The sequence below is a fragment of the Sphingobium cloacae genome, assembly GCF_002355855.1.
Classification (GTDB): domain Bacteria; phylum Pseudomonadota; class Alphaproteobacteria; order Sphingomonadales; family Sphingomonadaceae; genus Sphingobium; species Sphingobium cloacae.
This window is the reverse complement of the sequence record NZ_AP017656.1, coordinates 101125-123250: the sequence shown is the minus strand read 5'-3', so window position 1 is coordinate 123250 and position 22126 is coordinate 101125. Positions and strand designations below refer to the sequence as shown.

At 63.7% G+C, this 22126-nt stretch carries 20 protein-coding genes and 3 pseudogenes; 13 read left to right on the top strand and 10 right to left on the bottom strand.

Annotated features, from left to right (window positions below):
- Positions 1 to 13 precede the first annotated feature (13 nt).
- From SCLO_RS19215 to SCLO_RS19195, 5 genes are all read left to right on the top strand, one after another.
- Positions 14 to 2020 (top strand): copper resistance system multicopper oxidase, encoded by a 2007-nt coding sequence (locus SCLO_RS19215; protein ID WP_030541566.1) that lies wholly within the window; start codon positions 14 to 16, stop codon positions 2018 to 2020.
- Positions 2010 to 3323 carry a copper resistance protein B gene (locus SCLO_RS19210; RefSeq protein WP_007407010.1) on the top strand — a complete coding sequence of 438 codons (1314 nt, stop codon included), beginning with the start codon at positions 2010 to 2012 and terminating at the stop codon, positions 3321 to 3323. Before SCLO_RS19215 ends, SCLO_RS19210 begins: the two co-directional genes overlap by 11 nt.
- Positions 3324 to 3370: 47 nt before the next feature.
- Entirely contained in the window at positions 3371 to 3754 is a 384-nt protein-coding gene (locus SCLO_RS19205; protein WP_030541567.1) for a DUF305 domain-containing protein, read from the top strand.
- A gap of 61 nt (positions 3755 to 3815) precedes the next feature.
- Positions 3816 to 4265 carry a DUF411 domain-containing protein gene (locus tag SCLO_RS19200; protein WP_066520818.1) on the top strand — a complete coding sequence of 150 codons (450 nt, stop codon included), beginning with the start codon at positions 3816 to 3818 and terminating at the stop codon, positions 4263 to 4265.
- Between the two features lie 367 nt (positions 4266 to 4632).
- The gene (locus SCLO_RS19195; RefSeq protein WP_082102658.1) at positions 4633 to 5169 is read left to right on the top strand and encodes a DUF2231 domain-containing protein; all 537 of its coding nucleotides are present in this window, start codon (positions 4633 to 4635) and stop codon (positions 5167 to 5169) included.
- 179 nt (positions 5170 to 5348) lie between these two features.
- Here SCLO_RS19195 and SCLO_RS24020 read toward each other — a convergent pair.
- Positions 5349 to 5474: pseudogene (locus SCLO_RS24020) on the bottom strand (DUF305 domain-containing protein); the annotation flags it as partial.
- A gap of 24 nt (positions 5475 to 5498) precedes the next feature.
- Positions 5499 to 6494, bottom strand: a complete 996-nt coding sequence (locus SCLO_RS19185) for an NAD(P)/FAD-dependent oxidoreductase (protein ID WP_314375488.1) — start codon at positions 6492 to 6494, stop codon at positions 5499 to 5501.
- A gap of 211 nt (positions 6495 to 6705) precedes the next feature.
- On the opposite strand from SCLO_RS19185, the gene copC reads away from it, so the two are divergent.
- From copC to SCLO_RS19150, 7 genes and pseudogenes are all read left to right on the top strand, one after another.
- Positions 6706 to 7074, top strand: a complete 369-nt coding sequence (gene copC, locus SCLO_RS19180) for a copper homeostasis periplasmic binding protein CopC (RefSeq protein WP_007407009.1) — start codon at positions 6706 to 6708, stop codon at positions 7072 to 7074.
- Between the two features lie 4 nt (positions 7075 to 7078).
- Positions 7079 to 8005 (top strand): copper homeostasis membrane protein CopD, encoded by a 927-nt coding sequence (copD, locus tag SCLO_RS19175; protein WP_007407019.1) that lies wholly within the window; start codon positions 7079 to 7081, stop codon positions 8003 to 8005.
- Positions 8006 to 8340: 335 nt separating this feature from the next.
- Positions 8341 to 8751 carry a DoxX family protein gene (locus tag SCLO_RS19170; RefSeq protein ID WP_066520826.1) on the top strand — a complete coding sequence of 137 codons (411 nt, stop codon included), beginning with the start codon at positions 8341 to 8343 and terminating at the stop codon, positions 8749 to 8751.
- 14 nt (positions 8752 to 8765) lie between these two features.
- Positions 8766 to 9608 (top strand): 4,5-DOPA-extradiol-dioxygenase, encoded by an 843-nt coding sequence (gene ygiD, locus SCLO_RS19165; protein WP_456154412.1) that lies wholly within the window; start codon positions 8766 to 8768, stop codon positions 9606 to 9608.
- A 33-nt stretch (positions 9609 to 9641) separates the two neighbouring features.
- Positions 9642 to 9889: pseudogene (locus SCLO_RS19160) on the top strand (DUF1971 domain-containing protein); the annotation flags it as partial.
- A gap of 108 nt (positions 9890 to 9997) precedes the next feature.
- The gene (locus SCLO_RS19155; RefSeq protein WP_066520820.1) at positions 9998 to 12685 is read left to right on the top strand and encodes a vitamin K epoxide reductase family protein; all 2688 of its coding nucleotides are present in this window, start codon (positions 9998 to 10000) and stop codon (positions 12683 to 12685) included.
- A gap of 257 nt (positions 12686 to 12942) precedes the next feature.
- On the top strand, positions 12943 to 14895 hold the full coding sequence (locus tag SCLO_RS19150; protein WP_046407128.1) for a cytochrome c/FTR1 family iron permease: 1953 nt from the start codon (positions 12943 to 12945) through the stop codon (positions 14893 to 14895).
- A 127-nt stretch (positions 14896 to 15022) separates the two neighbouring features.
- Here the strand turns inward: SCLO_RS19150 and SCLO_RS19145 are convergent, their stop codons facing one another.
- The 3 genes from SCLO_RS19145 to SCLO_RS19135 form a co-directional block, all read right to left on the bottom strand.
- Complete coding sequence (locus SCLO_RS19145) at positions 15023 to 15355, bottom strand: four-helix bundle copper-binding protein (protein ID WP_066520822.1); 333 nt, start codon at positions 15353 to 15355, stop codon at positions 15023 to 15025.
- A 141-nt stretch (positions 15356 to 15496) separates the two neighbouring features.
- Positions 15497 to 15886, bottom strand: a complete 390-nt coding sequence (cueR, locus tag SCLO_RS19140; protein ID WP_066520824.1) for a Cu(I)-responsive transcriptional regulator — start codon at positions 15884 to 15886, stop codon at positions 15497 to 15499.
- 11 nt (positions 15887 to 15897) lie between these two features.
- Positions 15898 to 18351: a heavy metal translocating P-type ATPase gene (locus SCLO_RS19135; RefSeq protein ID WP_269430554.1), complete on the bottom strand. Its 2454-nt coding sequence runs from the start codon at positions 18349 to 18351 to the stop codon at positions 15898 to 15900.
- 134 nt (positions 18352 to 18485) lie between these two features.
- Between SCLO_RS19135 and SCLO_RS19130 the strand changes: the two genes are divergently transcribed.
- The gene (locus SCLO_RS19130; RefSeq protein WP_007407007.1) at positions 18486 to 18680 is read left to right on the top strand and encodes a heavy-metal-associated domain-containing protein; all 195 of its coding nucleotides are present in this window, start codon (positions 18486 to 18488) and stop codon (positions 18678 to 18680) included.
- A gap of 146 nt (positions 18681 to 18826) precedes the next feature.
- Here SCLO_RS19130 and SCLO_RS24315 read toward each other — a convergent pair whose 3' ends face one another.
- The 5 genes and pseudogenes from SCLO_RS24315 to SCLO_RS19110 all read right to left on the bottom strand — a co-directional run bounded on the left by SCLO_RS24315 (position 18827) and on the right by SCLO_RS19110 (position 22062).
- Entirely contained in the window at positions 18827 to 18979 is a 153-nt protein-coding gene (locus SCLO_RS24315; RefSeq protein WP_007407005.1) for a DUF6118 family protein, read from the bottom strand.
- Positions 18980 to 19295: 316 nt separating this feature from the next.
- A pseudogene (locus SCLO_RS23035) lies at positions 19296 to 19739 on the bottom strand (Ti-type conjugative transfer relaxase TraA); the annotation flags it as partial.
- A 90-nt stretch (positions 19740 to 19829) separates the two neighbouring features.
- Complete coding sequence (locus SCLO_RS23030) at positions 19830 to 20234, bottom strand: DUF305 domain-containing protein (RefSeq protein WP_007406997.1); 405 nt, start codon at positions 20232 to 20234, stop codon at positions 19830 to 19832.
- 83 nt (positions 20235 to 20317) lie between these two features.
- Complete coding sequence (locus SCLO_RS19115; protein ID WP_081796470.1) at positions 20318 to 20764, bottom strand: DUF305 domain-containing protein; 447 nt, start codon at positions 20762 to 20764, stop codon at positions 20318 to 20320.
- A gap of 152 nt (positions 20765 to 20916) precedes the next feature.
- The gene (locus SCLO_RS19110) at positions 20917 to 22062 is read right to left on the bottom strand and encodes an acyltransferase family protein (protein ID WP_066487700.1); all 1146 of its coding nucleotides are present in this window, start codon (positions 22060 to 22062) and stop codon (positions 20917 to 20919) included.
- Positions 22063 to 22126: the final 64 nt, after the last annotated feature.

Sequence of the window (22126 nt, the reverse complement as noted above, 5' to 3'; positions counted from 1 at the left end):
GCGAAGGAAAGGCATGAGCCGCAATCTAAACCGGCGCGACGTAATGCGCGGAACCGCCATGCTTGGCGGCACGCTGGCCATGTCGGCCTACCTGCCGGCTTGGGCGCAACCTGTGTCGCGCGGCATCGCCAGGCCCCTGCCGACCGTGTCGGGCACAAACATCGCGCTGACGATCGACAGGATGAAGCTCGTCATGGACGGGATCACGACGCCGGCAATCGGCGTCAACGGCACCGTGCCCGCACCGCTCGTCCGCCTCCAGGAGGGCCAGAACGTCCGTCTCGCAGTGACCAACAATCTCGACGAGGATAGCTCGATTCACTGGCACGGGCTCATTCTGCCGTTCCAAATGGACGGCGTGCCCGGCATCAGCTTCCCTGGCATCAAGGCGCGTTCGACCTTCGTATACGAATTCCCGATCTTGCAGTCGGGCACCTACTGGTATCACAGCCATTCGGGCGAACAGGAGCAGGCAGGGCTCTACGGACCCATCGTGATTGATCCGGCCGGTGCCGACCCGATCGCGTTCGACCGCGAGCATGTGATCGTCCTCTCCGACCATAGCGAAATGACGGGCGAGGAAATTTTCCGCAAGCTCAAGCAGATGGGCGGCGCCTATTTCAACTATCAGCGCCCGACGCTGAGCGGGCTGCTCGCCGGCCGCGAGATGCGCCTCAAGGATCGGATGGAATGGGGCAAGATGCGCATGGACCCGGCCGATATTGCGGATGTTACGGGGTCGACCTACACCTTCCTCGTCAATGGCTTTGGCCCTTACGACAACTGGACGGGCCTCTTCCGACCGGGCGAGCGGGTTCGGCTGCGCATCGTCAATGCTGCGGCGCAAACCAACTTCAACGTGCGCATCCCTGACTTGCCGATGACGGTGGTGCAGGCCGACGGCCAGAACGTCCGGCCGGTAACCGTGGACGAATTCCAGATCGGCGTCGCGGAAACCTTCGACGTGATCGTGACGCCCGAGGACCGCGCCTACAGCTTCGTTTCCGAGGCGATCGACCGATCCGGCATGGGGCGCGCGACACTGGCCCCGCGCGAGGGCATGATCGCCCCGGTCCCGCCGCTCCGCCCGCGCACGTTGCTGACCATGACCGACATGGGCATGGACATGAGCGGGATGGAGGGGATGTCCGGTATGGCGGACGAGAACCCGGTCGCAAAGCGCGGGCCGGATCCCACGTTGATGCAGAATGCCTCGCGCAACCTGTGGAAGCTCACCGGGTGGAAAGAGCCCACCGATCACGGAACGAAGGCGGTAGGCGCTGCGATGGCCGGCATGGCTGGGATGGGGGGCGACCAGATGAGCGGCGCTATGCCAGGGATGGACCATAGCCAAATGGCGGCGGGCGCTGCCGGGATGGCGGGCATGGACCATGGTCAGATGAGCAGCGGCGGCATGGCCGGGATGGATCATGGGTCAGGCGGCAGCATGGACATGAACATGCGCAACCCCAAGAACGCGCCCGGCGTCAAGATGGGGCCGGGAGTGCAGACCATCTCGCCGATGCCGAAGGACCGCACGGGCGAGCCGCCGCAGGGGCTGGAGGACGCGGATCATCGCGTGCTCACTTATCGCGATCTTGTCGCGCTCGACCGCAACCCGGACGTTCGCGCCCCGTCGCGTCAGTTGGAGATCCACCTGACGGGCAATATGGAGCGCTACATGTGGGGCTTTGACGGCCAGAAGATGAGCGACCCTGCCGACCCCATCCCGTTCCGCAAGGACGAGCGCGCGCGCGTCACCCTGGTCAATGACACGATGATGCCGCACCCAATTCATTTGCACGGCCACTTCTTCGAGCTGGTGACCGGACATGGCGACTTCGCGCCTCGCAAGCACACGGTGAATGTGGCGCCCGGCGGTAAGATGACATTCGACGTAACGGCCGATGCGCCCGGCGACTGGGCGTTCCACTGCCACAATCTTTATCACATGACCGCGGGGATGATGCGTGTCGTGACGGTTCGCCCGATGGGCGAGGAGAACCGCGATGCAGCCTAAGTTCCTCTTGATCGCTGGCGGCGCGGCACTTGGCCTCGCAAGTCCGGTGGCCGCGCAGATGGACCATTCCAATATGCCGGGCATGAAGATGCCGCCGTCAAATACGCCAGCGGTGAAAAAGCCGGCCGCTAAAAAGCCGGCCGCCAAGAAGCCCGCAGCGACCAAGCCCGTCGCGCGCAAAGCGTCCCCAAAGCCCGCCGCTAGATCGACACCGCCCGCGAAAACGGGATCGGGGGCCAAGCCCGCTGCGAATCAGCCCGCCAAGCCTCCGGCCCCTGCAACGATCGTTGCCGATCCTCACGCCGGTCATGACATGACGACCATGCCGGGCATGAATACGCCTGGAGCCAACCCCAACCCCAATACCGCGCACGACATGTCGGCCATGCCAAGTGCCTCCGGCGGTGCCGCCTCCGGCCAGCCAAGCACCAGGCAAGGCATGGACCATGGATCGATGCCGGGAATGGGCCAGAGTTCGGGCGCGATGCAAGGCATGCCGGGACACGACATGGGAAGCATGCCCTCAGGCACGGGCGCGGCGATGATCGGCACCAACCTGCAGGCCGGCACCGCTCCGCCGCCCCCCATTCCGACGGATCGTGCCGCGGACCAGGTCTACTCTGCCGCTGCCATGGCGCATTCGCAGCAGCATCTGCGGTCGATGCACGGCGGGCAGAATTTCTCGCAGGTCATATTCAACCTGGCTGAAGTCCAGATCCGGGATGGTCGCGATGCTTATCGTTGGGATGGCAGCGCCTGGTACGGTGGCGACGTTAATCGTCTGGTTCTTAAAACCGAGGGCGAAGGGAACTTTGGGAGAAGCTTGGAAAGGGCGGAGCTGCAGGCGCTCTACGCACGGGCAATCGGACCCTATACCGATTTTCAGGCAGGGATCCGGTACGACTTCAAGCCTAATCCCTCGCGTGTTTACGCGACAGTCGGTTTTGAGAGCCTGGCTCCGGGTTTCTTCGATGTCGAGGGCGCACTGTTCTTGTCTAGCAAGGGAGACGTGCTGGGCCGCGTTGAAGGCTATTACGATCAGCGCATCACCCAGCGGCTGATTCTCCAGCCTCGTGTCGAAGCTGAGTTTGCGGCGCAGGACGTTCCGGCAGACCGGATCGGTTCGGGCTTGTCGGATATCGAGCTTGGCTTGCGGCTGCGCTACGAGGTGAAGCGAGAGTTCGCCCCCTATATAGGTGTTTCGTACGAGCGCAGAGTGGGCCGTTCTGCTCGTTTTGCACGCGAGGATGGCGAGGATGCGATATCCACCAGCCTCGTTCTGGGCATTCGCACATGGTTTTGAGGCCGACTAGTCTTGTCGGGTTGGCTGAGGTCAAGAAGGAGAAGTCGATGTTCAAGACAGTAACACTTCTGGCTCTGGCCGCGACGTCGGCGAGCCCCGCTTTGGCTCAGCAGCAGATGCAGGGCATGGACCATTCGAAAATGCAAGGCATGAACCACGACAACATGCCTGGCATGAACACGCCTTTCATGCCCGCCGAAATGGCGATGCACGAAAAGATGATGAAGGCCAAGGGCGCTAATGCGAGCGAGACGTGGGTCCGCAAGATGATCGAGCATCACCGCGGTGCGATCGCCATGTCGCAGATCGTTCTCCGGGAGTCGCCCGATGCGAAGACCCGGCAAATGGCCCAGAAATCGATTGCCGAGCAGAACAAGAGCATCGGTGAACTCCAGGCGATGCTCCGGTCGATGGGCAAGCGTCCTCAGTAATAAGCCTCGTTCCTCCCGCCCCCAGCGAGGAGACGGGAGGAACGACCAAGGAGATTTTTCCATGAAGTCAGCGTTGCGATTTGCGCTTACTGCCGCAGCCTTGTTGGTTCCGGTTGCCGCCAGCGCGGCTACCCCGATCGTTATGCACCGCGACCCCGGCTGCGGCTGTTGCGCCAAGTGGGCGGCGCAGGTGCAGCAGCAGCTCGGCCGTCAGGTGCGCGTCGTCGATGATCCCAACCGCCCGGCGCTGCAGAAGCGCGCGGGCGTTCCCGCGGACGTCTCGTCCTGCCACACCGCAATCGCCGATGGCATCGCTTTCGAGGGCCACGTGCCGATCGCCGACATGAAGCGGTCTCTTTCGACCCGGCCCAAGGGCGTGCGAGGCCTCGCGGTCGGCGGCATGCCGTTCGGCTCGCCAGGAATGGAAGTGCCGGGCGTCAAGGCGCAAGCCTATGACGTGGTCGCCTTTGGTCCCAGCGGCCGCCGCCTGTTCGCCCGCCACGGCAGCTGATCGGCCGATGTTTTTTGGCGGAGTGGCATGACGCGGTCGCCGCAGCCAGCGTAGCTGTGGCGTCCAGTCCGTCTTGAAGAGCAGACGGAAAGTTTCACAAAGGAAGCTGGGCAGGTGAGGGAAGAAGGCGCGGCGTGCGTAAACTGGATTGAAACAACACGGTTCAAGGGGTTGGGTGATGGGCGGTAAACGAGGCGGGGCTTTCGCTCTACTCCTTGCGGTTGCAATCTCAGTAAGCACGTCGGCATCGGCGCACGAAGATCACGATGCGCTCGGGGCCGGTCCCGGGCCGGCCGCTAGCAGCGCAGCCGAGACGCAGAAAGCAGATGGGGCGGACGCTGGCGACGGCCACATGGGCATGGGCTCTATGTCGACCGTGGACATGAACATGGGCGGCCGCGACATCGCCGGCGACGACATGGACATGGGCGGCATGCACGAGGAGACCGCCAACAAGAACAAGACTTTCGGCGAACGGCTTGTGAGCTGGCTGGGGCGGGTGCATACCATGGTCATTCATTTTCCCATCGCCCTGTTCATCGGTGCGTTCGGGGTGGAGCTGTTCGGGTTGTGGCGCCGCAACCGGGATTATCAGCATGTCGCACACATAATGCTGGTCGTCGGCGCGCTGGGAGCGATCGTGGCGGCGTTCCTGGGCTGGTTCGCAGGCGGGTTCTACCTGACCGACCGCAACCCTATCCTGATGACGCATCGCTGGCTCGGGACATCGATCGCGGTCTTCGGCGTCGTGCTGGCTTGGATGGCAGCCCGCCACCGCAAGGGTCCCGAGCGGTCGCGGTCGTTGTATTGGGTGGTGCTTGGCCTGATGACGCTCGCGATCTCAATTCAGGGGTTCCTCGGCGGAACCTTCATGCATGGCGGAATAAACCACTTGGCGTTCTGAGGGGCCCGACGCTTAGTAGCCGCTCGCGTGTTGGCGCGGTTCGAAGGAGAATGCGGCAGCGCCGACCTTCGTGCCGTAGGATGCCGCCAGCGATCCCGGCTCCGCTCGGGCGTGTCGAGGAACCCCGACCCTGATAATAGCACACTGTCTCGATGCACTCGCGCGCGAGCCACGGGATCGTGGTACGGGATCATCGAACGGAGAAAGGCCGTGTCGCCGATCGTCGTGTGGATACGAATAAGCGCGAAGCAGCCGAAGAAGATGACAAGCGAGCCGGCGATCAGCGCTTTGTTGGCGGTGTTCGCTCGTCGCACCGCCAATGGCTCCCGCTACGTCGGCGGTACGCTCCGAGCGGAATACAGCCCGGCGAGGGCGGATGACAATCCACTGTCGCGGTCGCGCAACAGGTTATGAATTGCGGTCGCAGCGATCGCCGCTTGTCCGGCTGCGACGCTGATCTGATCGAGCCCTTCCACGACGTCGCCGACTGCGTAGAGACCCTTAACCGAGGTTTGTTGGTGGGCATTGGTTAGCACGCACCCGGATTCGCTGAGCTGTGCTCCGAGCAAAGAGGCAAGCCGCGTCCGAGGTGATGAGCCGAGTGCGGGGTAAAGCGTGTCGAATTGTAGCTCCAAGCCATTGGCCAGCCTCACCTCGACACACTCGCCAAGACGCAACTGCCCGACAGGCGAGGGGGCGACATCAATGCCCTGCTGGTCCAGCTTGGCAAGTTCGGTCGGCCCAAGATCGAGCGAGCGTTCGGCCAGAAGCGTGACCTTGGCCCCATAAGCCCTCAGGAATTCGGCTTCTTCAGCACCATGACCATCGCCGCCGAGCACCGCCACGTTCATGCGCCGGGCCTCATAACCATCGCAGATCGGGCAATAGCGGAGAAGCCCACGCGCCACGCCGATGTCATGCATCGCATCAGGCATCTCGGGACGCCGGTTGACGACGCCCGTCGCAAGGACAACGGTCCGCGCATACAGGACGTTCAGTTCGCAGCTTGCCGAGAAGTGGTCGCCTGACGCGACGATTGCGTCAATCTCACCTCTCTGGACCGTACCGCCATATTCGCGCAGCTGAGCCTGCAAACGGGCAAGAAACGTGACGCCGGAAATGCCGCCGGGAAATCCTGGCAGGTTGTGCGAGCGCGGGATGGACGCGGCGCGCCCTGCCGCCGCATCGTAGACGACGCAGCTCCTGAGAAACCGCGACAGATAGATCGCGGTCATGAGGCCCGCTGGACCACCGCCCACTATCAGACAGTCGATGACCTCCTCAGGATCTCCAGTCCAGCCCTGATCGGTCAACCGCAACCTCATCATTACCCCGCGCATGCGCCTATCAGGCCCGCGGCCACAGTTGGTTTAAGGGGAGACGCAGTGAAAAAGCGCTCCATGCTCCCTTCTGAATACGCGCTGCCACCGCCGACCCCTCATCGAGAGCGGTGCGTCGGCACGAAAAAAGATCGTGAGGGGTGACCCGTCCAGCTGCGTAATACAGGTGAGCCCAATTGAAATGGAGATTACCTAAATGCGCCGCTTGTTCATCACGACTGCCGCCGCCGCCCTGTTCTTCGTAGGCGGCGTGGCGAACGCGCATCCGAAGCTGGTGTCCGCCAGTCCCGCTGCCAACGCGGCGGTCGCGACCCCCGAGAAGATCAGCCTCCAGTTCAGCGAGAAGCTCGTGCCGGCTTTCTCTAAGGCCGACCTTACCATGGCCGCGATGCCTGGCATGGCGGCCATGAAAATGCCCAGCAGCGCCGCAGTCGGCGCCGATGGCCGGACGCTCACCATCACCCCGAAGCAGCGTCTCCCGCGTGGACGCTACAGCGTCGACTGGCAGGTCGTCTCTGGCGACACACATAAAATCACCGGCAGCTACAATTTCACGGTGAAGTGAGCGAATGCTCGACTGGCCGACCGTCGCCATCCGCTTGGCGTTGTACCTGGTCCTGGCGGCGCTGTTCGGCCTGTCGGCCTTCAGCCTCTACGGCCTTCGCCTTGGCGAGCGCGATGATGCAATCGCGCTGCGGCCTTGGCTCACGGCAAGCGCGGCGCTCGGGTTGCTTCTCTCGGCCGCTGGCCTGATCCTCATGGCCTCGGCGATGGCCGGATCTCCGTTCTGGCCGATCGATCAGGCTGCTGCGGCCGCGCTGCTCGGAGGGTCGGCGGTTGGCACCGCCTGGAAGGTGCGTATGGTGGCGCTCGTCATCGCCGGCGGTGCAGCCCTGCTGGCGCGAGGCAGAGCATCATGGCTGGCTATGGCCATGATTGCGGCAGCCGCGGCATTGGCGACACTCGCGTGGAACGGGCATGGTGCCGCGAGCGAGGGAAGCACGGGATGGCTTCACCTCACTGCGGACATCCTCCATCTCCTTGCTGCCGGTCTGTGGGTCGGGGCGCTGTTCGGATTGCTTCTCCTGATGGCGCGGCGCGCCGAGGAGATCGATGCTGCGCACCTTCGGCTGACCCATCGCGCCCTGCACGGGTTTGGCTCCGTTGGTACGCTCGTTGTTGTTACCCTGGTGGTAACTGGTTTGATCAATAGTTGGCTGCTCGTCGGGCCGACCAATTTTATGGCTCTGGGAACGACACTTTACGGCCTGTTGCTGCTCGCCAAGCTAGCCCTGTTCGCCGGGATGCTGGGGCTCGCTTCCCTCAATCGGTTTCGCCTCACGCCGGCCTTTGAGCGCTCGATTGCCATGAACGACCATCGCGGGGCGCTTAGGGCGCTGCGGGTCAGCCTCGCGATCGAGACAGCCTGCGTGATCGGCATTCTGGCGCTCGTGGCATGGCTAGGCACCCTCGCGCCACCCGCGTCGGGCATGTAAACGCTATGGACCATCCGCCCACACAAGCGCCGCCCAGGCCTTCCACCTTCTTTTACCCACTTGCGCGGCTTAACCCTCGCCTCCCAAGATACCCCCCGCTTGGACTGAGCTTACGTGTCCGACGCCCTAAGTCGCCCACAGGTGCTTGCGGGACTGTCGCCTCGCGCTGCAAAGCTGAGTGTACGAGAGGATTGGTCCGGGATGGTCATTACGTTGAGTGCGCGGGACAAAAAGCATGCCTGTCGCGAGGCAAGCTCTTGATGATCCTTCATCCAAATGTTGGATTTTGAATGAACAAGCCGCGTTGACTGAGGGAACAAGGAGCGGCGATGGCCATGAACGAAAGATTGCATTTCTGGGCACCGCGAATGCTGAGTGCCCTTCGGATCGTTGCCGGTCTCGTCTTCCTTGAGCACGGGATGCAGAAGTTCCTGTCCTTCCCGCTTGGCCAAGCGGCAGGTAGTGGCTTTGCATTCGACAACCCTGGGGCATACGCGGGCTTGGTCGAGCTGGCGGCCGGGCTTCTGATCGCGCTGGGCCTGTTCACCCGTCCAGCCGCTTTCCTGGCTTCCGGCACGATGGCCGTCGCCTACTGGATCGCGCACGCGCCGCAGAACGCATTCCCGGTCAACAACGGGGGCGATGCAGCGATCCTCTACTGCTTCGCGTTCCTCTATCTCGTGTTCGCGGGGCCAGGACCTTGGAGCCTGGACGCTTCCCTCCAGCGTCGCGGGGAAGGGGCATGATGGTCGCCGGGCGGATGCCTGCACTGTTCATCGGCCACGGTAGCCCGATGAACACGCTGGAGCGGAACGGCTTCACCGACGCCTGGAAGTCGCTCGGGCGAACACTGCCCCGTCCCCGTGCACTGCTGGTCGTCTCGGCCCATTGGTATTTCGGTGCGACCGCGGTGACGGCCATGCCGAGACCTCGAACGATCCACGATTTCTACGGCTTCCCGCAGGCGCTGTTCGACTTCGACTATCCGGCACCCGGCGCGCCGGACGTGGCGCAGGAGATTGCGGAAGTGGTGAAACCGGAATGGGTTGGTCTCGACCGCGATCAGTGGGGGCTCGATCACGGCACCTGGTCCGTGCTCGCGCACCTCTACCCGCAAGCCGACGTGCCCGTGGTGCAACTTTCGATCAATGCGCTGCGCCCGCTCGAATACCATGTGGACATCGCCGCGCGGCTCGCCGCGTTGCGCGACAGCGGCGTGGCGATCCTCGCCAGCGGCAACGTCGTCCATAACCTACGAGAAATCCAGTGGGACCAGCCTAACACAGCATTCGATTGGGCAGAGCGGTTCGACGACGCCGTGGTAGCGCAGCTCGCCGACGCGCCAAGCGACATTCTGAGGGTGCGCGAGCATCCCGACTACGCGCGCGCCGTGCCTACGCCCGACCACTTCGTTCCGCTCCTCTACCTGGCAGGCCTGGCGGCCGCTGAGGACGCCCGGCCGGAACCGATCGTGCGCGGCTTTTCGATGGGTTCGATCTCGATGACATGCCACGCACTCGGCGCGAACCTACCGGTCGAGACGGACGCAGAGGACGCCGCGACGCTGCCGCGCGACGTTCCCGCCGATCAGACGAATATCTGACCTACGCGGCTACGAAGTGATGGATTCATTGTCATGAGCTCTCCGCCTCCAGAGCGACCGCTGCCCTATAAATGCACCCCTGTGTTCGACGAGAACACGCTTCCGGCCGGGCTGCGAAAAGAGCATCGCACTAAGCCTGGGGTGTGGGCGCCATTCGAGTGCGCGCCGGGCGATTGCGCTATCATGTTCTCGACCCGGCCTCGGAAACCATACTCGATCCCGATTGTCCTGGCTTGGTGCTCCCGGACCAACCACATTTTGTCGAACCGTTCGGACCGATGCGAATGCAGGTCGAGTTCTATGACCGGATGCCCGCACACGCCGCGGGTTAAGGCTGAAAAGCTGGCCTGTTAACGTTTTCAGAGACAAACGAACGAGGGTAGCAAGTCATGATCGATGGCAAAAGCAGTGAAGCCGGCAGCGGCCAGGGTGGCGGCGGCGTCGTTCTGATCACGGGTGCGAGCGGTTTCATCGCCGCCGCGCTAATTGCCCGGCTCGGCGAACGCTACACGGTTGTCGGCCTTGATCGTGCCGGTCCTCCAGACCCGCCGCCGCCCGCGGCGGCAATCGACTTCGATCTCGGCTCTGACGAGGCGGTGGGCGCCGCGCTCGAAGAGGTGCGCGCGCGGTACGGCAACCGCATCGCCTCTGTGATCCACCTAGCCGCCTATTACGATATTACGGGCGATCCCAATCCGCTCTATGACAAGGTCACCGTGCAGGGCACCCGCCGGCTGATTGACGGGCTGCAATCGTTCGAGGTCGAGCAATTCGTCTTCGCCAGCACGATGCTGGTTCATAAGCCGACTTCCACACCCGACGAGCGCATCAACGAGGACTCCCCGATCGGTGCGTCCTGGGCGTACCCACAGTCCAAAGTCGATGGCGAGGCGTTGCTGCATGAGCATCACGGGAACATCCCGGTCGTCTATATGCGCGCCGCCGGAGTTTACGACGACGACGGACGCTCGGCGTTTCTTGCGCAGCAGATATCGCAGATTTACGAGCACCGTCTGATCTCGCACTTTTATCCCGGCATGCTGTGTGCGGCACAGTCATCGGTGCACCGCGACGATTTGGCCGATGCCGTGCTTCGCCTGGTCGATCGGCGGCACGAACTTCCGGCGGAGCTGCCACTGCTCATCGGCGAGCCCGACGCGCCCGGCTATGCCGAGATCCAGGACATCGTCGGCGAGGCGCTCCACGGCGAGGGCTGGAAGACGATCCGGATTCCGCAGCCGCTCGCGAAAGCCGGGATCATCCTACAGAACGAAGCGCTCGGCAGCGACGACTTCATCCAGCCCTGGATGATCGACAGCAGCAACGACCACTATATCCTCGATATCTCCCGCGCGCGTTCGCTGCTCGGATGGGAGCCGAAACATAGTCTCCGCGACACGCTGCCCGCGATCGTTGCGGCGTTGAAGCGCCATCCGCGGGCCTGGTATCGGAACAACAAGCTCAACGAGAACCTGGTTGCCTGGCACGATAAGCCAGAGGCCGAACCTGTAGCGCCGAGCCATCAACCTACGGCGGCAGGCGCCGGGATGGCCGGTATGGATCACGGGGCTGTGGACCATAGTAGCATGGACCATGCAGCCATGGGGCACGGCCCTGGCGCGGCGGACATGGCGATGTCCGGCCACGGTGCACACGGCGATCACATGGCCATAATGGACCGGGACGAGCGCCGTGCGCGCTGGGCTCTTTACGCGAACATCGGTCTTGGGCTGTGGCTCGCCTCCAGCCCGCTCATATACGACTCCGTGACCACGCAGAGCGTCGGCGAGGCCGCGCGCTTCGTAACGATTGATCGCGGGTTGCCGTCGATTGAGTGGCGGGCGAACGCGCTGGCCATTAGCGATGTCGTCAGCGGCCTCGCCATCGCGCTGTTCGGTGCGCTGTCGCTGTCGGCCAGGACCAAGACCTGGGCGCAATGGGCGGTGGCGTTCGTCGGCATTTGGCTGTTCTTCGCCCCGCTAATCTTCTGGAGCCCGAGCGCTGCTCAGTACAACAACAACCTGCTCATCGGCTCGGCCGTGATTGCCCTGTCGGTGCTCGTGCCGATGATGCCGGGCATGAGCATGGCGGGCATGATGGACCCCAAGAACATCCCGCCTGGCTGGACCTATTCGCCGTCCACTGACGCGCAGCGGCTGCCGATCGTCGCCATGGGCCTGATCGGCCTTCTCACCTCGCGCATCCTGACCGCTTATCAGCTCGGGCACATCGATACAGCCTGGGAGCCGTTCTTCGTCGGATCGCTGACCGACCCGCGCAACGGCACTGAGGAAATCATCACTTCCGACATGTCGAAGGCGTGGCCGATCGCCGACGGCGGTCTCGGCACCATCAGCTACGTGCTCGAGATCCTGATGGCAGTGATGGGAACCCGCGATCGCTGGCGCACCATGCCGTGGATGGTGACCTTCTTCGGCATTCTGGTCATCCCGCTCGGCGTCGTCAGCATCTACTTCATCATCAGCCAGCCGATCGTCATCGGCACGTGGAGCACGCTGGCGCTGATCGCCGCGCTCGCCATGCTGATCATGATCCCGTTCGCGCTCGACGAGGTGATTGCGATGGGTCAGTTCCTTCTCTGGGCGCGCCGGCAAGGCAAACCGCTGATCCGCACCTTCTTCCAAGGCGACGCGATCGCGGCCGGCGGAGAGGACACCTCGGACGCGATGGCCTCGCCAAGCACCTTCTGGGCGGACGCGAAGAAGGGTCTGACCCTGCCATGGACGCTGACTGCGAGCATCGTCATCGGCGTCCTGCTGATGCTCACCCGGGTATTGTTCGGCACGGAAGGCGGGATGGCGAACAGCGATCACGTTGTGGGTGCGCTGGTCATCACGGTCGCGATCATCGCCACAGCGGAGGTTGCCCGCGTGCTGCGGCTGATCAATGTCGCGTTCGGAGCCTGGCTCGTGGCCGCGCCTTTCCTCCTGGACGGCGTTGGTCACCTTGGTGCCGTGGCCTCGGTCGTAGCGGGCATTGCGCTCGTCGGCCTCAGCTTTCCAAGGGGGAAGCGCAGCGCCGAGCATTATGCAGGCTGGGACAAGTACGTGATCTGAAAGTATCCTCGATCACTGCTGGCTCCATTGCGGACCTTGATCGCGCATCGCACCGTCTCGCGTGCCTTCGTCGCCGCTTTCTTGCGTCGTTCAATCGGGACTGGTTCACGGTCACGATCTGTCGCCGGCGACGATCGCCCGTTGACGCGGCGATGTTCATCATCGGCTGCCTTGGTGATCGCGCCCTCCGCCCAATACTGCTAATGAGAGCTGTTCGCATAGTGCGCGACGAGTAAAGCTTGGAGACGATCACCCATATGCCGTCACTTCGGGTCGCGCTGATTAAGCCTGCACTCGCGCTGGTCGCGTCGCTTATGCTGCTGTTGATTCCCGCTGCGGCGACGGCCGATCCCGGCGACGTGCAAACCGCTTGGCGTCTGCTCGATTATATGGCGGTCGATTATGGCGGTGCGGTCGCCAACGGCGCGGTCACAAGTGCGTCCGAATACGCGGAGATGACGGAGTTCGCCGCAGGCGTGTCCACCCGCCTGCGCGCGCTCCCTGCGACACCTGAGCGGCAATCCCTGATCCAACGGGCTTCGCAGCTCCAAGGCGTGATTGCCCGCAAGGGCTCGGCCCAACAGGTCGCGGCGCTCGCCTACGGGCTCGCCGCCGATCTGCTCAAGGCCTATCCGGTTCCGCTCGCCCCGGACAAGACACCGGACATCTCCACAGCAGGAGCGGTTTTTCGACAATCCTGCGCGTCCTGCCACGGCATGACAGGCAACGGGCACGGTCCCGACGCCGCCAAGCTCGACCCGCCACCGATCGCCTTTACTGATGCCGAGCGAGCGCGCCAGCGCAGCGTGTTCGCGCTCTATCAGGTGATAAGCCAAGGCATCGACGGAACCGCGATGCAGAGCTTCGTCGATCTGTCTAGCGATCAGCGCTGGGCGCTCGCGTTCCGCTCCGGCAGCTTCGCCTCCACCGACGCACAAGCGGTCGAGGGTGAGCGGCTGTGGAAGTCGGACGCGAGCTTGCGGGCACGAATTCCCGACCTGAAAACCCTGGTCGCGCTCACCCCCGCCGCGCTTGCGGGCAGCATCGGGCAGGTGAAAGCCGACGCGGTGCTCGCCTATCTGCGTCGCCACCCCGATCAGGTGATGCAACAAGCCCCAAGCCCGCTCGCCGTGGCGCGCGCCAAGCTTGCGCAAAGCCTCGCCGCGTTCCAGCGCGGCGACCGGCGCGCTGCAAAGGAACTGGCGCTGTCCGCCTACCTCGACGGGTTCGAGCCGATCGAACCGACGCTCTCGGCGCGCGACCCGAACCTCATGTCCCGGATCGAAGGCGCGATGGGAGAATATCGCGCCGCTGTGGAGAGCAGCACGTCAGCCGATGACGTGACCGAACGAGTGGCAGTGCTGGGCGGCCTGTTCGATGATGCCGAGGCCGCGCTCGCGCCCGACGCCGCGACGCAGGCGTCCACCTTCTTGGGAGCCTTCACGATCCTGCTGCGCGAAGGGCTGGAAGCTCTCTTGATCGTGGTGGCCATGATTGCGTTCCTCCGCAAAGCGGAGCGGCCGGAAGCCATGCGCTATGTGCATGGTGGCTGGGTCGGCGCGCTCGTCGCCGGCGGGATTACCTGGGCGGTTGCCACCTATGCGATCGGTATAAGCGGCGCGAGCCGGGAACTGACGGAAGGGTTCGGCTCGCTGTTCGCGGCCGTGGTCCTGCTCTCGGTCGGAATCTGGATGCACGGCAAGGCACAAGCTGATCAATGGCAACGCTATATCCGCGAGAAAATGTCACGGGCGCTATCGGGCGGGTCGGGATGGTTCCTGTTCGGGCTCGCATTCCTGGTTGTCTATCGGGAGGTATTCGAGACGATCCTTTTCTACGCCGCGCTCTCGACACAGGGGAACACCGCGATGCTGCTGGCCGGGGCCGGCGCAGCGATCAGCCTTCTCGCCGTCATCGCCTGGGCAATGCTCCGCTACAGCCGGACGCTGCCGATTACGCAGTTCTTCCGCTACAGCTCATGGCTGATGGCCGCTCTGACGGTCGTGCTGGCCGGTAAGGGAGTCGCTGCTCTCCAAGAGGCGGGGATCATCGACATAGCGCCGCTCGCCAGCGTGCCACGTATCTCGATGTTGGGCCTGTTCCCGACATTTCAGTCGGTGCTGGCACAACTCCTGATGCTTGCCGCGATCATGATCGGGTTCGCCTGGAACCGCCGCGCCAAGCCGCGGACGGGCGGGCCGCTAGCCTAGCGGCAGGGCAGGTGACGCCCCTCTCTAAAGCGTTGCTGCCAACCCTGACCGTGCATAGCACCGTCTCACGCGCCTTGGCTCGCAATGTAACGGGAGGGCGGCGGGGAAAGCGCCGCCCTCGGGCCATTTACGCGGCCATCTTGTCGCAAGCGTCGGCGCACTTGCGACACGCGGCGACGCAATCCTCCATGCCGTCCAGCCCTTCGCAGCTCGACGCGCACGCCCGGCAAATCTCGGCGCACTCGCGGCAGATATGCCGGTGGTGCTCGGACTTGCGCGCCATGAAGTCGATCGCGACACTGCAAATCTGAGCACAGTCCAGCATCAGCTTCATGTGCTGAGGCTCGGCGTGTCGCCCGCCCGCCTCCAGGCAGTGATTCATCGCCATGTGAAGGCAGGTGATGTGGCATTCATGGCAGGCGTCGATGCACGCCTTCATCTCGGGATCGATCTGATGCATTGTCTTTCCTTCCATATGCGCCCCCCTCCCCTTGTATATACGCGGTACTTGGCGCTATCCCTCGCCGCGGTTTGGACTTCACCGTCCTTACGGCTCGGACCATCGTCCAAGGTCAACCCTTTTCTTTAGCGCAACGCAGACTCACATGTTCCACTCCGATCGCAAGATCGGGCAATCCGGTCGATCTCCGCCCGCGCAGCGACGCGCCAGATCTTCGAGCGACTTGCGCATCGCTCGGAGCTCGTGCTCCTTGCGCTCCATCTCCGCGGCTCGTGCAAGCGCGAGGGCCTTGACCTCACCACTCGCCCGATCGCCGTCCTGCCACAGCGCGACGAGCTGGCCGATCTCCGAAATTGGAAAGCCCAGATCGCGTGCGCGGCCGATGAAGCGCAACATGTGGACTTCGCGTTCGTCATAGTCGCGGTAGCCGGAATCACGCCGCGTGGCCTTCGGAATGAGGCCGATCGCCTCATAATGGCGGATCATCCGCTGGCTGACGCCCGAAGCTTTGGCCGCCTGTCCTATATTCACGTATCGCCTCCTCAAGCCGCTGTCGGACGCCAACGGCGAAGCGTCAGAGCATTGGCGACGACGCTGACACTCGACAGCGCCATCGCCGCGCCGGCGATCACCGGGCTTAGATACCCGAACGCTGCCAGCGGGATGCCGACCAGGTTGTAGATGAACGCCCAGAACAGCCCCTGGCGGATCTTGGAATATGTCCGTTTGGAGATGTCGATCGCGTCCGCGACCAGGCGCGGATCGCCCCGCATCAGCGTGATGCCCGCTGCGTGCATCGCAACGTCTGTTCCGGTTGACATGGCGATGCCGACATCTGCTGCAGCGAGGGCAGGGGCGTCGTTGACGCCGTCCCCGACCATCGCGACCGTGCGGTCCCCGCCCCGCAATGCTGCTACCGCATCCGACTTTCCTTCCGGCAGGACATTGGCAACGAAATCGTCGATGCCGAGCTTGGCCGCCGCTGCGCGGGCGCTTCCCGCATTGTCTCCGGTCAGCATCACGCTGCGTATGCCACGGCCATGCAGCGCCGCCACGGCAGCAGCGGCGGAAGCCTTGACCTCGTCGCCGAACGCCAGAAGGCCGAGAAGGCGGCGTTCGGGCGCGCGTTCCGCGACCCAGGAGACCGTCCGTCCCTCGGCTTCCAGCCTGGCCGCCTCACTCGCCAGCGGTGTCATCACGATAGCTTCGTCGTCCATCAAGCGCGTGCTGCCGAGGATCAGGTTGCGGCCGTTGACGTCTGCAGCAACCCCGCGGCCGGGCAGGCCGCGCATCCCGTTGGCGCGGGCGGGTTCGACGCCTTCCGAGCTGGCCCACGCCAAGACGGCCCGGGCGAGCGGATGCTCGCTTCCAGCCTGAAGCGCCGCGGCGAGCGCGATCAGCTCGGCGCGTTCGGCCCCCTCGGCCGGCAGTGCGGCCAGCAGCGAGGGCTTGCCCTCGGTCAGCGTGCCGGTCTTGTCGAACGCGACGATGTTGATGCGGTGCGCGGTCTCCAGCGCCTCCGCGTCCTTGATGAGGACACCGGCCCGCGCGGCAACGCCCGTGCCGGCCATGATCGCGGTCGGCGTGGCCAGGCCGAGCGCGCACGGACAGGCGATGACGAGCACCGCGACCGCGTTCAGGATCGCGACTTCCACTCCGGCGCCGGCGATCAGCCATCCGGCGAGGGTAAGCGCGGCTATGACGAGGACGATTGGCACGAACACGGCGCTGACCTTGTCGACGAGCCGCTGGATCGGAGCCTTGGCGCCTTGCGCGCTTTCGACCAGGCGCACGATGCGGGCGAGGGTGGTCTCAGCCCCCACCGCCGTCGTCTCGACCAGGATGAGCCCGTCCGCGTTGATCGATCCGCCGGTCACTGGGTCTCCAGCGGCCTTGGCGACCGGAAGGCTCTCTCCGGTGAGCATGGATTCATCGACATGGGTCGCTCCCTCGATCAGTCGTCCATCGACGGGGATGCGCTCCCCGGGCCGGACGCGGACGCGGTCACCCGAGCGCACCTCCGCCAGGGCAATCTCTCGTTCGCTGCCGTCGGTGCCGACAACGCGAGCCTGGTCGGGCCGCAGCGCCATCAGCGCGCGGATCGCCTCTCCGGTCTGACGCTTGGCGCGGCCTTCGAGCCATTTGCCGAGCAGGATAAGGGTGATGACGACGGCCGAAGCCTCGAAGTAATAATGCGCATCCATGCCGTGCATCGGCGCGAACAGCAGCTGGTAGAGGCTGAGCCCGTAGGCGGCCGATGTGCCGATCGCGACCAACAGGTCCATGTTGCCGGTTCGGGCGCGCGCGGCCTTCCAACCCGCGCGATAGAAGCGCGCGCCCAGCCAGAACTGCACGGGCGTCGCGAGCAGCAGCTGGATCCAGCCCGGCACCGCCACCTCGATACCGAACGGGGCCAGCAGCATCGGAACGACCAGCGGCAGCGACAGCGCCGCGGCGATCAGCACGTGCCGGAGCTCTCTTGTTGCGGCTGCGTCGCGGCGGGCGTCCTCGGCGCTTCGTTCCGCCTCCGCCGATCCGGTGCGCGCGAATGCGGTGTAACCAGCGCTTTCGACGGCCTCGACCAAGACATAAGTGGGGACGCCACCCACCGTTTCGATCCGCGCCGTCTCGGCTGCCAGGTTGACACTCGCGGAGCGGACGCCGGGCACTTTCAGCAGCGCCTTCTCGACCCGGCCGACACATGAGGCGCAGGTCATGCCCGTGATCGTCAACTCGGTCGTTTGCGTCAACGGGGTGTAGCCCGCCGCAAGAACCGCATCGGCTACGGCAGCGACATCGGATCGTCCATCGACGAACTCGACGTTCGCGCGCTCCGTCGCGAGATTGACCGAGACGCCGGCGACGCCCGGCACCCCGGCGATGGCGCGCTCCACCCGCCCGACACACGTCGCGCAGGTCATGCCATCGATGGCCAGCGACAGCCTGTCTTCGCTTCTCGCCTGTGTCTGCATTGGCAGCTGCGCCGGGGCGCTCATGGTCGTCTCCACTACTGAGTCGATGGCCTTATCGTCCCTCACATCGTGTCAAGGTCAACAGCTAAATACACCCCTTGACCCTGACACAGTGTCAAACCCCACATCTGCTTCATCCACCTCATGGAAGAACGAAGATGATCGATTTCAAAGTTCAGGGAATGACCTGCGGAGGCTGTGCGCGCGGTGTGACCAGCGCGCTTCAGCGCGTCGATGCCAAGGCCGTCGTCAACGTCGACTTGGCGAGCAAGACCGTTTCGGTAAACTCGACGGCCGATGTACAGCAACTCAAGCGGGCCATAGAGAAGGCCGGCTTCGCGGTGACGCAATAGAGAGCCCTATTTTGCCTGAGGGCTTTCGGGGCGGGCGCGTAAAAGGATTGTGCGTTGATCCGCACGCGCCCGCCTCGCGATCATAAGTGCACCGGCCTGAAACGGTCATGACACCGGCTGAAGCCTCAAAAGTCCGCGTTGTTACTTTATGGGGCGGGCGCGACCTTGACGGTGCATCGCACCGTCTCACGGGCTTTCGCAGCAGCTTCTACGCACCTTTCAATCGCTTCGCGATTAACCGTCACGATTCTGTCGGCCGCGACGATCCCACGGAACGCGGTCGGGCTGGCGCTCTGCATTAGGCGCTGCCCTGCTTCCCAACGTGGTAGGCCGAGCGTTCACGCCGCGATGCGCTGCGCCATCTGCTTGGGCGTCATCGCCATGACCGGGGCTTTGGAAAGAATATGGACAACATGGTCGATGCGGCCGGTCGCCGTGTCCACGCCCTGCTGAAGCACGCCAAGCGCCTTGCTGTAGTCGGGCACGTTGATCGCGCGGCGCGCTCGGCCGCCAAGCCCTCCACGGCACGGCGTAGCAATGCCAGCTCACGGTCCTGACCTTCTATCGCGGCACGCAACCGGTCGAACGCGCGGGCCTGGTCCTGCTCGGGCCGGGCATGGTCGCCCGCCATGTCCCTTGCCCCGGTCGCGCGACAGGGCGCGGACGAGCTGGCGCTGGTCGGCGAAGTCGCGCGGCCGTAATGGAGATGCACGTCGTCGCGATGCCGCGACATGCCGACATAGGCGCTGTGCCGGTCCATGCCGGGGGTGGCGAGGACAGGGGCGCGATCGACCGTCACCCCCTGCGATTTATGGATGGTGGCGGCATAGCCATGATCGACATGGGCATAATCCTTGGTGTCGAACGCGACACCGCGCCCGTCATCGAGGCGCACCGCCATGCCCTCGGGCGATACCCGCTCGATCGGGCGAGCGTGCCGTTCTTGACCCCCATGCCCCGTTCGTTGCGAAGGAACATGATGCGGTCGCCGGTCGCGAACTGGCGTGTCCCCCGCTCGGCCTTCACCGTCACGTCGCCGCCAAGGTCGTCCGACGAACGCCCAGCGCCAGCGCGGCGATCAGGTAGCGCATACAGATCTTGGTCGAAGCATCGTTGGCGGTCCCGTCCGATTGGAGCGGGACCATGCGGTTATTGAGCAGGCTTGCCCATTTTGCGGAGCATCGCATTCAGGGTCGCGATTTCGCGGTTCTGGCTTGTGATGGCTTTCTGCGCCTCGCCCCGGACCTCTGCATTCTGGGAACTGCGAAGCGCGATCTGCGACATCGCGACCGCACCGCGGTGATGCTCGATCATTTTGCGAATCCACGTCTCGCCGGCATCGGCTCCCTTCGCCGCCATCATCTTCTGGTGCATGTCCATCTCGGCCGGGCCGTAGGGGTTGGCCGCGGTTGGCTGCATCATCTTGGAATGATCCATGCCTTGATGGTTCATGCCCTGATGCCCCGCCTGCTGGGCTAGGGCCGGGGTAGCGAGCAAGGCAAGGGTCGCCAGCACGGGTACAATACGCAGCTCGATCTCCTCGGGTCGTGTCAATTTTCTACGCGCCGGAAGCGCGCCCCCCTCATCCGCCGAAGCGATAATCGTTGGGTGGCTTGTCCTATCAGTCGCGCTTCGGTTCAAAGCCGGGGAAGAATGGCCTTCATCTGATCGATCTCGCGGCGCTGCCCCTTGATGATTTCGCCGCATAGCGCTTTCAACTCGGGATCACGGAGCGACGCCTCTTGGCACATCAGGATCGCGCCCGAGTGATGCGGAATCATCGACCGCGTGAACGCCCGGTCTCCGATCGTCGTCTGCGTCCGGATCAGCGCGTAGCTGCCGAGGAAGACCGCGATCGAGCCGATAATTAGTGCGCTGTTCGCCGCCCTGGAAGGAAACATATGGCGCATGGCGAGGATCATCGCGACTACCATCGGCGCGACCATCATCAGCGTCATATAGAACATATTCAGGTTGTTGTAGAAGCTGCCTAAACTGTCGATCATCACGAACATAACGAAATACATGATGATGCCGCTGACGACGGTCTGCACCGCCAAGCTCACATATGCGTTCTTCATCATCGCTACTCTCCCGTGTTGATGCCGCCCGCCCGCATAAGTGCGCCGCGCCGTGTCGCGCGTCGCCGGACAGGCTAGCGCATCCATAACAGTCAGTGGATGATACGTGCGTAATCCATCCACCCCTCACCGATTCGACAAGCCTTGCTGCAGTTCTAGGATACCAAACGGCCCGCGCACGCTTTCTGGACGGTCAACAGCTTGGCGTAGAAGAAGGTGCGTACCCGCGCGGTGTGCCGTTCGGTGAGAGTCGCAAACAGACCACAGGCAAAAACTGCAAGTGCGAGCGTAGCGCCAACAAGTGCGATGTTGCCCGCCGTTGGTGGTAAGCGCTCAGAGCCCACTAACAACGCTGCGGCGAATGCCATGATTGGAAAGTGCATGGCATAGAGTGAAAAGCTGGCTTTTGCTCCATAACCGGCGAACGGTCGCAACCAGCGCGGCGTTGGCGGATTCGCTCGTAGCAATATATATAGAAAAAGTGCGAATGCGCCCGCCAGTGCCAGTTCAAGGCCCTCCAGTCCGACAACCCGCACAACGATAAGTATTGCCGGTAATATGCTGCTCGCAATGATCAGCCAGGTGCGGCCAATCGGTGATCGGGGAAAATCGGTCAGATGCGTTTTGGTCATACCATGAAGCGCAGCACCACAAAGCCAACAAGCAAAGCCGATCAGCATGAATGGCGTAATCCAGGCCAGACCGATAAAAATTAAGAAGATTGACGGGCGACGTTGCCTCCAACTGACGACAATGGCCGGAAACCAGATGTAAAACCAGAATTCATAAGCGAGGCTCCAAAGTGGTCCGTTAGTGCCGAACGGCGCAACCACGATGCCCTGCAAGAAGAGAATGTTGCCTAGCAGCACATGCCACTCGAGCGCGCCGACGACATCCTTGCGCAGCACGTAAGTCTCGGTCGTGCCGAGATGGGTCGATGACTCGAGGGCGTAGAGGCCCACCGCGTCGAGCGCTCCACCGATCACCAATGCCGGCACTAGCACGACCAGCAATCGCGCAAGGCGGTCGATCAGGTAGCTTGACCAATGCCAATCCCCGATCCGTCTGTCGATACTGCGCGCGATCCAGAAGCCGCTGAGCACGAAGAAAAGAATGACGCTTGCATGCGCATAACCAGCCAAAAAATAGCCGGCCGAAGCCGCGACCGAGGCTTGCCCGCAATAATCTTCGATGAGGAGATACCAAGCATGTGCGAACGCGACTACGACTGCCAGGACACAGCGCATGGCATCCATAACCGCAAAAGCGCCCTGACCCGACTTCTGGTCGCCGCGCTCCATGTCTTGCCCAGATTTGGTCGAAAAGCCGTCTCCGCGGCGCGCATCCGTTGTATCCCCCATGCAT